The sequence below is a fragment of the Streptomyces sp. AK08-02 genome, from assembly GCF_033795085.1.
GTDB lineage: Bacteria > Actinomycetota > Actinomycetes > Streptomycetales > Streptomycetaceae > Streptomyces > Streptomyces echiniscabiei.
The window spans coordinates 101,047-113,698 of sequence record NZ_JARAZV010000018.1; the positions used below are offsets into that span (position 1 = coordinate 101,047).

At 69.3% G+C, this 12,652-nt stretch carries 12 protein-coding genes; 11 read left to right on the forward strand and 1 reads right to left on the reverse strand.

Features of this window, described 5'->3' with window-relative positions; genetic code table 11:
* Positions 1-85: 85 nt before the first annotated feature.
* Together PV734_RS33930 and ispG are read left to right on the forward strand one after the other, a co-directional pair.
* Positions 86-1,912, forward strand: a complete 1,827-nt coding sequence (locus tag PV734_RS33930; RefSeq protein ID WP_319293397.1) for a 1-deoxy-D-xylulose-5-phosphate synthase — start codon at positions 86-88, stop codon at positions 1,910-1,912.
* Positions 1,909-3,069: a flavodoxin-dependent (E)-4-hydroxy-3-methylbut-2-enyl-diphosphate synthase gene (ispG, locus tag PV734_RS33935; RefSeq protein WP_319095908.1), complete on the forward strand. Its 1,161-nt coding sequence runs from the start codon at positions 1,909-1,911 to the stop codon at positions 3,067-3,069. The genes PV734_RS33930 and ispG overlap by 4 nt, the downstream gene beginning before the upstream one ends.
* Before the next feature lie 130 nt (positions 3,070-3,199).
* Here ispG and PV734_RS33940 read toward each other — a convergent pair whose 3' ends face one another.
* Positions 3,200-3,523 carry a helix-turn-helix transcriptional regulator gene (locus tag PV734_RS33940; protein ID WP_319095907.1) on the reverse strand — a complete coding sequence of 108 codons (324 nt, stop codon included), beginning with the start codon at positions 3,521-3,523 and terminating at the stop codon, positions 3,200-3,202.
* A gap of 495 nt (positions 3,524-4,018) precedes the next feature.
* On the opposite strand from PV734_RS33940, the gene PV734_RS33945 reads away from it, so the two are divergent.
* The 9 genes from PV734_RS33945 (at position 4,019) to PV734_RS33985 (ending at position 12,650) form a co-directional block, all read left to right on the forward strand.
* Positions 4,019-4,939: a helix-turn-helix domain-containing protein gene (locus PV734_RS33945; RefSeq protein WP_319095906.1), complete on the forward strand. Its 921-nt coding sequence runs from the start codon at positions 4,019-4,021 to the stop codon at positions 4,937-4,939.
* A gap of 221 nt (positions 4,940-5,160) precedes the next feature.
* Positions 5,161-5,829, forward strand: coding sequence for an antibiotic biosynthesis monooxygenase (locus PV734_RS33950; protein WP_319293398.1), 669 nt, complete (start codon positions 5,161-5,163; stop codon positions 5,827-5,829).
* 274 nt (positions 5,830-6,103) lie between these two features.
* The gene (locus tag PV734_RS33955) at positions 6,104-7,570 is read left to right on the forward strand and encodes an FAD-dependent monooxygenase (RefSeq protein WP_319293399.1); all 1,467 of its coding nucleotides are present in this window, start codon (positions 6,104-6,106) and stop codon (positions 7,568-7,570) included.
* A 61-nt stretch (positions 7,571-7,631) separates the two neighbouring features.
* A complete protein-coding gene (locus tag PV734_RS33960; protein ID WP_319293400.1) occupies positions 7,632-7,958 on the forward strand; it encodes a TcmI family type II polyketide cyclase in 327 nt (108 codons plus the stop codon).
* The gene (locus tag PV734_RS33965; protein ID WP_319095902.1) at positions 7,955-9,226 is read left to right on the forward strand and encodes a beta-ketoacyl-[acyl-carrier-protein] synthase family protein; all 1,272 of its coding nucleotides are present in this window, start codon (positions 7,955-7,957) and stop codon (positions 9,224-9,226) included. The genes PV734_RS33960 and PV734_RS33965 overlap by 4 nt, the downstream gene beginning before the upstream one ends.
* Positions 9,223-10,434 carry a ketosynthase chain-length factor gene (locus PV734_RS33970; RefSeq protein WP_319095901.1) on the forward strand — a complete coding sequence of 404 codons (1,212 nt, stop codon included), beginning with the start codon at positions 9,223-9,225 and terminating at the stop codon, positions 10,432-10,434. Before PV734_RS33965 ends, PV734_RS33970 begins: the two co-directional genes overlap by 4 nt.
* A 78-nt stretch (positions 10,435-10,512) precedes the next feature.
* Positions 10,513-10,785, forward strand: coding sequence for an acyl carrier protein (locus PV734_RS33975; protein WP_319095900.1), 273 nt, complete (start codon positions 10,513-10,515; stop codon positions 10,783-10,785).
* A gap of 22 nt (positions 10,786-10,807) precedes the next feature.
* Positions 10,808-11,626: a 3-oxoacyl-ACP reductase FabG gene (gene fabG, locus PV734_RS33980; RefSeq protein WP_319095899.1), complete on the forward strand. Its 819-nt coding sequence runs from the start codon at positions 10,808-10,810 to the stop codon at positions 11,624-11,626.
* Positions 11,627-11,681: 55 nt separating this feature from the next.
* Positions 11,682-12,650, forward strand: a complete 969-nt coding sequence (locus PV734_RS33985) for an aromatase/cyclase (RefSeq protein WP_319293401.1) — start codon at positions 11,682-11,684, stop codon at positions 12,648-12,650.
* The last annotated feature ends 2 nt before the right edge of the window (positions 12,651-12,652 follow it).

Below are 12,652 nucleotides of genomic sequence, written 5' to 3' on the forward strand. Positions count from 1 at the left end.
AGGCCGTCGGCCGGACCGGCAGTCCGAACTGACCGAGCGGGTGGCCGTGGCCGCCCGCCGCACCCGGTGAGGAGCACTGTTCGACATGTCGCTGTTGGAAACCGTGCGCGACCCGGCGCGGCTGCGTGAGCTGACCGCCGGGGAGCTTCGCGACCTCGCCGGGGAGATCCGCGCGTTCCTGATCGAGCGGGTCTCCGCCACCGGGGGACACCTCGGGCCCAACCTGGGGGTGGTGGAGCTGACCATCGCGTTGCACACGGTGTTCGAGTCCCCGCGTGACCGGTTGCTGTGGGACACCGGGCACCAGGCTTACGTGCACAAGATCCTCACCGGCCGTCAGGCCGGGTTCGACCGGCTGCGCAAGTCGGGCGGCATCTCCGGCTACCCGAGCCGGGAGGAGTCCGAGCATGACCTGGTGGAGAACTCGCACGCGTCCACCGCGCTGTCCTACGCGGACGGGCTGGCCAGGGCGGACGCCCACCTCGGCCGACGCGACCGGGCGACCGTCGCGATCGTCGGCGACGGCGCGCTGACCGGAGGCATGGCCTGGGAGGCGCTCAACAACATCGCGGGCGGGCCGGACCGGCCACTCGTCATCGTGCTCAACGACAACCAGCGGTCCTACGCGCCGACGGTCGGCGGCCTGGCCGAGCACCTGGCCGACCTGCGGGCCGGGTGCACCCCTGGAGTGTTCGAACAGTTCGGGCTCTCCTACCAGGGCCCGATCGACGGCCACGACCTGCCCGCTGTTCAGGACGCCCTGCGCCGCGCCCACGCGCTGGGCAGACCGGTGGTGGTGCACGTGATCACGGCCAAGGGCAGGGGCTGTTCGCACACCGAGGCAAACGACCTGGACCTGGGCCACGCGATCAAACCGATGGACCCGCGCACCGGGCAGGCGCTCGGGGTGTCGGCGGCCCGGTCGTTCACCTCGGTGTTCGGAGCGACGCTGGTCGAACTGGCCGAGCGGCGCGAGGACCTGGTGGCGATCACCGCCGCGATGACCGAGCCGACCGGCCTGCTGCCGCTCCAGCGGAGGTTCCCGGACCGGGTGATCGACGTCGGCATCGCGGAGCAGCACGCGGTCACCATGGCCGCCGGGCTGTCCATGGGCGGGGTGCACCCGGTGGTGGCCATCTACTCGACGTTCGTCAACCGCGCGGTCGACCAACTGCTGATGGACGTGGCGCTGCACCGCCGCCCGGTCACCTTCGTCCTCGACCGGTCCGGGGTCACGGGTGACGACGGGCCGAGCCACAACGGCATGTGGGACCTCTCGGTGCTCCAGGTCGTGCCCGGCCTGCGGATCGCGGCGCCGCGGGACGGCACCCGGCTGGCCGAACTGCTGGGCGAGGCGGTCGCGTGGGACGAGGGTCCGACCCTGCTGCGGTTCCCCAAGGGCCCCGTCGGCGAGGACCTGCCGGCGGTGGCCACCTTCAACGGGCTGGACGTGCTGTGCCGCTCCGGATCGCTGGACGTGCTGATCGTCGCGGTCGGAGCGCTGGCGGGGCTCGCGCTCACGGTCGCCGAGGGCGTACGGGCACAGGGCATCGGGGTGACGGTCGTGGACCCCAGGTGGGTCACGCCGGTCAACCCCGCGCTGGCCGACCTGGCCCGCCGCCACCGGGTCGCGATCACGGTCGAGGACAACAGCCGCGTGGGCGGTGTCGGTTCCGCGATCGCGCAGGAGCTGCGGGACACCGATGTACGTACCCCACTGCGCGAGTTCGGCATCCCGAGGCGGTTCCTCAGCCACGGCTCCCGGGCCGAGGTGCTCGCAGCCTGCGGGCTGACCGCGCAGAACATCACCAGGGTCGTGGTGGAACTGCTGACCGGCCTCGACGCCGCACCGGCGTCGGCAGGCATCGACGACCCCGGCACCTGGCCGGTTCACTCGGAGGAGGAACATTGACTTCCGTCGCTCTGGGAATGCCCTTGCCACGCAAGGGTGAGGTCCCGCTCTCGGTGGCCACGCGGCGGACCTCCCGCCGGATCACGGTGGGCACGGTGCCGGTCGGTGGTGGCGCGCCGGTGTCGGTGCAGTCGATGACCACCACGCCCACCGTCGACATCGACGCCACGCTGCGGCAGATCGCCGAACTCACCGCGGCGGGCTGCGAGATCGTGCGGGTCGCCGTGCCATCGGCGGACGACGCGGCGGCGCTGCCGGTGATCGCGCGCAAGTCGGGCATCCCGGTGATCGCCGACATCCACTTCCAGCCGAAGTACGTGTTCGCCGCGATCGACGCCGGCTGTGCCGCGGTACGGGTCAACCCCGGAAACATCCGCCAGTTCGACGACCAGGTCGGCGCTATCGCCCGTGCGGCCGCGGACGCGGGCATCTCGATCCGGATCGGTGTGAACGCCGGGTCGCTGGACAAGCGGCTGCTGCGCAAACACGGCGGCGTCACCCCGGAGGCGCTGGTGGAGTCGGCGTTGTGGGAGTGCTCGCTGTTCGAGGAGCACGGCTTCACCGACCTGAAGATCTCGGTGAAGCACCACGACCCGGTGGTGATGATCGAGGCGTACCGCGAACTCGCCGGCCGGTGCGACTATCCGCTGCATCTCGGCGTGACCGAGGCGGGCCCCCGGTTCCAGGGCACGATCAAGTCCGCGGTCGCGTTCGGCGCGCTGCTCGCGGAGGGCATCGGCGACACCATCCGTGTCTCACTCTCCGCACCACCGGTCGAGGAGGTCAAGGTCGGCGCGCAGATACTGGAGTCGCTCGGGCTGCGGCCACGGGGACTGGACATCGTGTCGTGTCCGTCCTGCGGTCGGGCCCAGGTCGATGTGCACACCCTCGCCGAGCGGGTCACCGCGGCGCTTGAGGGGTTCCCGGTGCCGTTGCGGGTGGCGGTGATGGGCTGTGTCGTCAACGGCCCCGGGGAGGCGCGCGAGGCCGACATCGGCGTCGCCGCCGGCAACGGCAAGGGCCAGATCTTCGTCAAGGGCGAGGTGATCCGCACGGTCCCGGAGTCACAGATCGTGGAGACCCTTCTGGCCGAGGCCGTACGCATCGCCGAGGAGATGGGCGTGGACATCGAGGGCGGTGCGGACGCCGAGGCGTGAGTGGCCGCACCCGGTCCGACGGGAGAAGAAATCCTCCACGGCGGACTCAACGAGCTCCACGGGGCTGAAAGGGCCGGACAGAAATCGTCGCCCTCAGGACGCGGATCGTGATCTCACGAACCGGCGTGCGCTAATCCACGGCTTCACACGCGACGCGCGGGGGCCAGGATTCTGTTATCAGAATATTGAGGGCGTACGCCCTCGAAACCAACGCGACACGATTCGGCGCCTGCAGCTTCTCGGACATGACGCGGACGTGATAGTCAATGGTCTTCGAGCTGAGGTACATCTCTCGCGAGAGCCGCCCGCTGGAAAAGCCGGCCGCAACACCCTCCAGGATCCTGGCCTGGATCGAGCTGAGCCCCCAGTCGGAGGGATTCGGGCCGCAACCGTGATTTCTGGCACAGTCCGAGCGGCGAATGCAGTTCTTCAAGCCGTTCTGAGGATTGTCCATGTCACCCATCCATCCCGTACAGCCGACCAGGCCAGGACCGTAATCGGTGAAATACAGAGTGAGGACCTACTTGATTGGCATCCTAGGTGTCCCACTCATCCTTTGTCACCGGCGCACCAGGCGTGCCCCGGCATTTTCCGCCCGCCTCGGAATTCCCTCCCATTTTTGCGGCATGCGGGTCTTGTTCGTCCGGATATGTACCGGGTTGTGGCGTTGATTGACCGGCTACCCAGACCGTGACCGGCGGGTAATATGTTACAAGGTTAAAGTAACCGTGTTAGCATTTCCATGATCGGAGTACCCCCCACTGGCTCCGATGCGCCCTCATGGACATGAGTGGAGAGTGTCGTGCCGAAAACCCCCACTGCTTCGGTGAGTGAATTTTCTCCGACGTCGCCGTCAATGGTCGTGGCAGGTCCCGGCAGTGCCGGATCGCTTTGTCTTTCCTGGCCCCAAGTGGGGGCAAACGTGCCATTCGGGGAGATGAGATGAGAAATGATCCAAACGGCAGGCAGGTCGTTATCTCCGGTCGAGGCCTTCTGCTCGACGCCGGAGGAGGACAGGGTCGCTGACTTCAGGGCGAAGGTGCGGGCCGCAGGGCGGGAGTGGACCGGTAACGAGCCGGACGAACTGGTCGAGCTGCTGACCAGGGCGGCGGCAGGTGATCCGAAGCTGGCCGCCATCGTGCGCGCCGGGGGGCGCCTGTTGCAGGACTTCCTCGACGGATACCAGCAGAGATCCACTACAGATGCTTCGCGTGACCTGGCCGGTGACCTCGCCGACGGTCGTCCGCTGCCCGCGGACGTGTTCGCAGGGCTTGCTCCTCGATATCTGATCGCCGCGGTGAGGCTTGCGGAGCCCGGCCGCGAGGAGGACGCGCTGTGCTCGGTGTCGGGTCAGGACACGCTGCTGACGCACCGGGACGGCAACGTCGTTCTCTTCGTCCCGGCAGGCGGTCCAGGCAGCGGCGAACGCTCGGTGAAGCGGCTGACCGAGTGCCTCGGCGGCAGGAGCTGGCTCGCGACCGCCGAACGGGACAGGGCACATCTCGTCGACGGGTTCAAAGAAGCGTCCTGTGTGCTGAAGCTGGTGATGGCGGGACTGCGCCCGAGCGGCGCGTACACGATGTCGGACGTGCTGGTCGAGTACGCGGTCACCCTGAACGAGAAGGTGCGGACCGACCTGGCCGCGATGATCAGGCCACTTCGGGCGCACAAGGTCCTGTGGGAGACGCTGACCGCCTTCGTCGACTCCGACTACAGCCGGAACAAGGCGGCCCGCAGCATGTTCATCCACCGCAGCACGCTCGACTACCGCCTGAGGCGGATCGAGGACATCACCGGCTGCGACCCGACCAGTGGCAGGGGCGCGCAGATGCTGACAGCCGCGATGATCGCCGAGGCCCTGCAGGGATGACCGGGTGTGCGCGGATCGCCGAGCGGGACGGCGCGTAGCCGGCCCCGTCTCCTCGGCCACCTCCGCCGGGTTCACCGTCCCGGAGCCGCCAGGGCACGGAACCGCCGTGGTTCCGGCCGGTGTTGCGGATCCGGTCGTTCACGGGCGGCCAGATCTCCCGAACAGGCGGCTCGAATCGGCTGCTTGACCCTATTCAGGGGCGGGGTTGCACGATGACCGACATGACACGTCGTACCGAAAGCCATCCGGACCTCACCGACCCTCGCGTCGGTGCCCCGTTCTTCAGCCACTGGCGTGTGCACACTCCGCTGCGCCAGCGGCAGACCGTGGAGGCCATCGCCGACACCTGGCAGCGGCGGCCCTGGCCCACCGCCGGCCTGCTCGGCTATCACGTCTACGCGGGGCGCGACGGCGAAGCCCTGATGCACTACTCGCAGTGGACGACCGAGCAGGCCTACGAGGCCTTCGTGGAGACCCGTCGGCAGGAGCGCAACGACGAGATCGACCTGCTCGTGCCCGGCATCGAGCGGCTGGGGCTCGGCCGGTACCGGCACTACCGGAGCGCCGTCCGGGGCGGTGACACGGGGGGGCCCGGGTGTGTCGTGGTCGTCGACGTCAAGTTCGAGGGACCCGACCCGGACCGGCAGCGCGCCTGGGCCGATGCCGCCCTGGAGACGGTGGAGTCGCTGGAGAACGAGCCGGACGCGTACCCCGGTGGCATCTCCGCGCACCTCCACCTGAGCACCGACGGCAGAAGGGTCCTCGACCACGTCGAGGGGGAGAGCGCCCAGGCGCACGTCGACGCACTCGCCGGGGCGTACGGCCGGCCGGGACCGGTGAGCGTCACCGTCAGCCGCTACGACCACGCCCTCGGCCTGGTCCCGTATTGACATTCCTCTGACACATCGCTGGGTCTCAGTCGATTCTTGACGTTTGTCTGATGATTCCTCACCGGTCTCTTGAATCGGCTCCTTGACCCGTCCCTGAAATGGCGAGGAAGATTTCTTTCAGTTACCCATTCTCGCATTTCGGGGATCCGAAAAACCTCGGCCATTGCTTCCCCGAGCCGGACCGGAATTCTTTTCCGCGGGTCGTGTCGAGCCCGTGTGCCCGGAATCTGTCGGAATTTCGCCGAATCCTTGTCGCAGTCATCGAGGAGGAGATATGGACGCCGAAGTAGTGGTCGTCGGAGCGGGACCAGCCGGAATGATGCTCGCCGGAGAGTTGCGGCTGGCCGGAGTCGACGTAATCGTCCTGGAGCGGCTGGAGAAACGTACCGGCGAGTCCCGGGGCCTGGGGTTCACCGCGCGGACCATGGAGGTGTTCGACCAGCGGGGACTGCTGTCCCGGTTCGGGGAGATCGAGATCAGCAACCAGGGCCACTTCGGTGGTCTCCCCGTCGATTTCGGGGTGCTCGACGGCGCACACCAGGCCGCGAAGACCGTGCCGCAGGCCCAGACGGAGACGGTGCTGGAGAACTGGGTCGAGGAGCTGGGCGGGGACATACGGCGCCGGCACGAGCTGCTCTCCCTCAAGGACACCGGCGATCTCGTGGAGGTGGAGGTCGACGGCCCCGACGGCGTGCACCGGCTGACCGCCGGCTATGTGGTGGGCTGCGACGGCGGACGCAGTGTCGTGCGCAGGACCATGGGCTTCGACTTCCCGGGCACACCGTCCACGATGGAGATGTTCCTCGCCGACGTGAAGGGGCTCGACCTCCAGCCGCGCATGGTCGGTGAGACGCTCCCCGGCGGCATGGTCATGGTCGGCCCGCTTCCCGGTGGCGTCACCCGGCTCATCGTCTGCGAACGGGGCACGCCTCCGCAGCGGCGGGAGGCCCCGCCCGAGTACGACGAGGTGGCGGCGGCCTGGAAGCGGCTCACCGGCGACGACATCTCGTACGGCGAGCCGGTGTGGGTGAGTTCCTTCGGGAACGCCACCCGCCAGGTGACCCGGTACCGGCAGGGGCGTGTGTTCCTGGCGGGCGACTCCGCGCACATCCATCTCCCGGCCGGCGGCCAGGGCATGAACACCAGCATCCAGGACGCCGTGAACCTGGGCTGGAAACTCGCCGCCGTGGTGCGGGGCCGGGCACCCGAGTCCCTCCTGGACACCTACCACGACGAGCGCCACCCGGTGGGCGAACGGCTGCTGATGAACACCCAGGCCCAGGGCCTGCTCTTCCTCAGTGGTCCCGAAGTGCAGCCACTGCGCGACGTGTTGACCGAGCTGATCACCTATCTGCCGGTGAGCCGGCACCTCGCCGGGATGGTCAGCGGTCTGGAGGTCCACTACCCGGTCGCCGGAGGCCGGCACCCGCTGCTCGGTCGCCGCATGCCGCACCTGGAGCTGTCCGGCGGCACCGCCGACAGCAGCACGCAGGTTCTGCGTACGGGGCGCGGCGTCCTGCTCGATCTGGCGGACAGCGCGGAACTGCGGCGCCGCGCCGGCGGGTGGGGGGACCGCGTGGACATCGTGACCGCACAGCCGAAGGACGCCACCGGCAACGGTCTCCCGGCGGGCACCACCGCCGTCCTGATCCGCCCGGACGGCTACGTGGCCTGGGCCGCCCCCGGCTGCCACAGCGACCTCCCCATGGCTCTGGACCGCTGGTTCGGTCCCGCCCGCTAGCCCCACGGCCCCGCACGGCTGCCGCAGGACACCGGAAACAGCAGGACACGAAAGGAAATCCATGCACAGCACCCTGATTGTGGCCCGGATGGAGCCCGGCTCCAGCGCGGACGTCGCACGGCTGTTCGGCGCCTTCGACGAGTCGGATATGCCCCGTCGCATGGGCACGCGGCGCCGTCAGCTGTTCTCGTACCGGGGGCTCTACTTCCACCTCCAGGACTTCGACGAGGACAACGGGGACCGGCTCATCGAGGAGGCCAAGACGGACCCGCGGTTCATCGGGATAAGCGACGCCCTGAAGCCCTTCATCGAGGCCTACGACCCGGCGACCTGGCGCTCACCGGCCGATGCCATGGCCACCCGCTTCTACAGCTGGGAGGTGTCATGACCGGGCGACGGGTCGTCATCACCGGCATGGATGTCCTCGCTCCGGGCGGTGTCGGCGTCAAGAACTTCTGGAGCCTGCTGAGCGAGGGACGCACGGCGACCCGCCGCATCACCTTCTTCGATCCCTCTCCCTTCCGCTCCCGGGTCGCGGCGGAGATCGACTTCGACCCCGAGGCCCACGGTCTGAGTCCGCAGGAGGTCCGGCGGATGGACCGGGCAGCGCAGTTCGCTGTCGTCGCGGCGCGCGGCGCGGTCGCCGACAGCGGGATCGAACTCGACTCCCACGACCCGTACCGCGTCGGCGTCACCGTCGGCAGCGCAGTGGGCGCCACGACGGGCCTCGACCAGGAGTACCGGATCGTCAGTGACGGCGGCAGGCTGGCACTCGTCGACCACGAGTACGCCGTACCCCATCTCTACGACTACCTTGTGCCCAGCTCCTTCACCGCCGAGGTCGCGTGGGCGGTCGGCGCCCAGGGCCCCAGCACGGTGGTGTCCACCGGCTGCACCTCGGGCCTGGACTCGGTCGGCCACGCCGTCGAGGTGATCCGTGAGGGCTCCGCCGACGTCATGATCGCCGGTGCGACGGACGCGCCGATCTCCCCGATCACCATGGCGTGCTTCGACGCCATCAAGGCGACCACACCCCGGCACGACGAACCGGAACGGGCGTCCCGCCCCTTCGACGGCTCCCGCAACGGGTTCGTGCTGGGCGAGGGAGCGGCGGTGTTCGTCCTGGAGGAACTGGAGAGCGCCAGACGGCGCGGCGCCCATGTCTACGCCGAGATCGCCGGGTACGCCACGCGCAGCAACGCCTACCACATGACCGGTCTCAGACCGGACGGCGTGGAGATGGCCGAGGCGATCCGCGTCGCGCTCGACGAGGCACGGATGCCCGGCGACCGTATCGACTACATCAACGCCCATGGCTCCGGCACCAAGCAGAACGACCGCCACGAGACCGCGGCGTTCAAGCGGAGCCTGGGCGACCACGCGTACCGGACCCCGGTCAGCTCGATCAAGTCGATGGTCGGGCACTCCCTCGGGGCGATCGGCGCCATCGAGATCGCCGCCTCCGCCCTCGCCATGGAGAACGCGGTCGTGCCGCCGACCGCGAACCTGCGAACCCCCGACCCCGAGTGCGACCTCGACTACGTCCCCCTCGAAGCACGTGACCAGCTCACGGACGCGGTGCTCACCGTAGGCAGCGGTTTCGGCGGCTTCCAGAGTGCCATGGTGCTGGCCCGGCCCGACCGGAGCGCGGCATGAGCCCCTCCGCCGTGGTCACCGGCCTGGGCGTCGCCGCGCCCAACGGACTGGGGGCGGACGACTACTGGGAGGCCACCCTGGCCGGCCGGAGCGGTATCGGCAGGATCACCCGCTTCGACCCGAGCGGCTACCCCGTCCGACTGGCGGGAGAGGTACCCGGATTCACCGCGCGGGACCACATCCCCGGCCGGCTGATCCCGCAGACCGACCGGATGACCCAGCTCGGGCTGGCGGCGGCGGAATGGGCCCTGGCGGACGCCGGGGTCAGGCCGGGCGAACTCCCGGCCTTCGACATGGGCGTCGTCACCGCCAGCTCCTCCGGCGGCTTCGAGTTCGGCCAGAACGAGCTCCAGAAGCTGTGGGGCCAGGGCAGCGAGTACGTCAGCGCGTACCAGTCCTTCGCCTGGTTCTACGCCGTCAACAGCGGCCAGATCTCCATCCGCAACGGAATGAAGGGCCCCAGCGGAGTGGTCGTCAGCGACCAGGCCGGGGGACTGGACGCCATCGCGCAGGCCCGGCGCCAGATCCGTAAGGGGACACCGCTCGTCGTCTCCGGCGGTATGGACGCCTCGGTCTGTCCCTGGGGCTGGGTGGCCCAGCTCGCCGGCGGCCGGCTGAGCACCTGCGACGATCCCACCCGCGCCTACGTCCCGTTCGACGCGGAGGCCCGGGGGCATGTGCCCGGCGAGGGCGGCGCCATCCTGATCATGGAGGACGGTGAGTCGGCCCGGCGGCGCGGCTCCCGCGTCTACGGCGAGATCGCCGGCTACGCCGCCACGTTCGACCCCGCGCCGAAGACCGGCCGTGAACCCGGACTGCGCAAGGCGATCGAGCTGGCCCTGACGGACGCCGAAGCCCAGCCGGGAGACATCGACGTGGTCTTCGCGGACGCGGCGGCGGTCCCGGAACTGGACCGGGTGGAAGCGGAGGCGATCCGCGCCGTCTTCGGCCCGCGCGGCGTCCCGGTGACCGCGCCCAAGACGATGACCGGCCGCCTCTACTCCGGTGCCGCCGCCCTCGATGTCGCGACGGTGCTGCTGGCCATCCGGGACGGCGTCGTCCCGCCGACCACCAACGCCGAACCCGCCCCCGGCCACGACCTCGACCTGGTCACCGGTGAGGCGCGGTCCATGCCGGTGCGCACCGCGCTGGTACTGGCCCGCGGTCACGGCGGCTTCAACTCGGCGCTTGTCGTACGAGCCGCCTGACCGCCTGACCGGCTGGCGCGCCACGGGGCGCCTCGGCTCACCCGACCACCGCACCACAACACACCGAAGGGAACCGGTATGTCTCAGTTCATGTCTCCGTTCACGCTCACCGATCTCAAGCGGATCCTCCTCGAAGGCGCGGGCTCCGACGAGGGCGTCGACCTCGACGCCGAGATCCTCGACATGGAGTTCGAGCAGTTGGGCTACGAGTCCCTCGCCCTGCTGGAGACCGGCAGCCGCATCGAGCGCGAGTACGCCATCGCCCTGGACGAGTCCGCGCTGGCCGACGCCACGACGCCGCGTGCGCTCATCGACCTGGTCAACACCCACCTCGCCGCAGCCGCGGCCTGATCCGAGTCCGGGAGCACGCAACATGACTGTCACCTCTGTCTCCGAACAGCAGGACGCCGTCGGCGCACCGACGCGGGTCGCACTGGTCTCGGGCGCGACGAGCGGTATCGGGCTCGCCGTGGCCCGGTTGCTGGCCGGTCAGGGCCATCAGGTGTTCATCGGGGCCCGTAACGCCGACAACGTCGCCGCCACGGTCAAGGAGTTGCGCGCGGAGGGTCTGGATGTCGACGGCGCGATCCTCGACGTCCGTTCGGCGGTCGATGTGCGCGCCTTCGTCCGGGCCGCCGTCGACCGGTTCGGCACCGTCGACGTACTGGTCAACAACGCGGGCCGCAGCGGCGGCGGGGTCACCGCCGACATCGAGTACGAGTTGTGGCAGGACGTCATCGACACCAACCTCAACAGCGTCTTCCGGCTGACCCACGAGGTGCTCAACTCCGGTGGTATGCGCCACAAGGACCGTGGCCGCATCGTCAACATCGCCTCGACGGCCGGCAAACAGGGCGTGGTGCTCGGCGCTCCCTACTCGGCGTCCAAGCACGGTGTCGTCGGCTTCACCAAGGCCCTGGGCAACGAACTCGCGCCGACCGGGATCACCGTCAACGCGGTGTGCCCCGGCTATGTCGAGACGCCCATGGCCCAGCGCGTCCGGCAGGGCTACGCAGCCGCCTACGACACCACCGAGGCCGCGATCATGGAGAAGTTCTCCGCGAAGATCCCGCTCGGCCGCTACTCCAGCCCGGAGGAGGTCGCCGGCCTGGTCGGCTATCTGGTCTCCGACACCGCGGCCTCCATCACCGCGCAGGCCCTCAACGTGTGCGGCGGCCTCGGCAACTTCTGAGTGCCCTTCCCGCTCCTGCCCTTTCCTGCCCCTTTCCGGAAAAGAGGAGAACAGCATGGTTCAGCAGGACTTCCGCGAGGTCGAGCACGAGATCGGCGTCGAGGCTCCGGCCGCCGCCGTCTACCGGCTGATCGCCGAGGTGGAGAACTGGCCGCAGATCTTCCCGCCCACCATCCATGTCGACCACGTCGGGCTCGGTGAGGGCAAGGAACGCATCCGGATCTGGGCGACCGCCAACGGTGAGGCGAAGAACTGGACGTCGCGCCGCACCCTGGACCCGGGGCGGTCGCGGATCACGTTCCGGCAGGAGGTCTCCGCCCCACCGGTCGCCGCGATGGGCGGTACCTGGATCATCGAGCCGCTGTCCGAGACCGCCTCCCGGGTCCGTCTGCTGCACGACTACCGGGCAATCGACGACGACCCCGACAGCCTGAAGTGGATCGACGAGGCCGTCGACCGCAACTCCCGGTCCGAACTGGCCGCGCTGAAGACCAACGTCGAACGTGCCCACGCCGCCGAAGAGCTGACCTTCTCCTTCGAGGACACCGTCCAGATCGACGGCTCCGCCAAGGACGCCTTCGACTTCGTCAACGAGGCCGGGCTGTGGGCGCGGCGGCTGCCGCATGTGGCCTCCGTCCGCTTCACCGAGGACACCCCCGGGCTGCAGACCCTGGAGATGGACACCCGTGCGAAGGACGGGTCGACGCACACCACCAAGTCCTACCGGGTGGCCTTCCCCCACCACAAGATCGCCTACAAGCAGGTCACCCTGCCCGCGCTGATGACCCTGCACACCGGCTACTGGACCTTCACCGACAACGAGGACGGCGTCGCCGCCTCCTCGCAGCACACCGTCGTTCTCAACACCGCCAACATCACAGCCGTCCTGGGCCCCGGAGCGACCGTCGCGGACGCTCGCGCCTACGTGCACGGCGCCCTGAGCACCAACAGCCGTGCCACCTTGAACCACGCCAAGGACCACGCCGAAAACCAGGCCAAGCACCACGCCGAGAGCAAGCGCTGAGC

What these genes read in the sequence shown, in the direction of transcription:
- PV734_RS33930 (WP_319293397.1), top strand. Translation starts at nt 86, where the DNA reads ATGTCGCTGTTGGAAACCGTGCGCGACCCGGCGCGGCTGCGTGAGCTG.
- PV734_RS33940 (WP_319095907.1), bottom strand. Translation starts at nt 3,523, where the DNA reads ATGGACAATCCTCAGAACGGCTTGAAGAACTGCATTCGCCGCTCGGAC.
- PV734_RS33945 (WP_319095906.1), top strand. Translation starts at nt 4,019, where the DNA reads ATGATCCAAACGGCAGGCAGGTCGTTATCTCCGGTCGAGGCCTTCTGC.
- PV734_RS33950 (WP_319293398.1), top strand. Translation starts at nt 5,161, where the DNA reads ATGACACGTCGTACCGAAAGCCATCCGGACCTCACCGACCCTCGCGTC.
- PV734_RS33955 (WP_319293399.1), top strand. Translation starts at nt 6,104, where the DNA reads ATGGACGCCGAAGTAGTGGTCGTCGGAGCGGGACCAGCCGGAATGATG.
- PV734_RS33960 (WP_319293400.1), top strand. Translation starts at nt 7,632, where the DNA reads ATGCACAGCACCCTGATTGTGGCCCGGATGGAGCCCGGCTCCAGCGCG.
- PV734_RS33965 (WP_319095902.1), top strand. Translation starts at nt 7,955, where the DNA reads ATGACCGGGCGACGGGTCGTCATCACCGGCATGGATGTCCTCGCTCCG.
- PV734_RS33970 (WP_319095901.1), top strand. Translation starts at nt 9,223, where the DNA reads ATGAGCCCCTCCGCCGTGGTCACCGGCCTGGGCGTCGCCGCGCCCAAC.
- PV734_RS33975 (WP_319095900.1), top strand. Translation starts at nt 10,513, where the DNA reads ATGTCTCAGTTCATGTCTCCGTTCACGCTCACCGATCTCAAGCGGATC.
- fabG (WP_319095899.1), top strand. Translation starts at nt 10,808, where the DNA reads ATGACTGTCACCTCTGTCTCCGAACAGCAGGACGCCGTCGGCGCACCG.
- PV734_RS33985 (WP_319293401.1), top strand. Translation starts at nt 11,682, where the DNA reads ATGGTTCAGCAGGACTTCCGCGAGGTCGAGCACGAGATCGGCGTCGAG.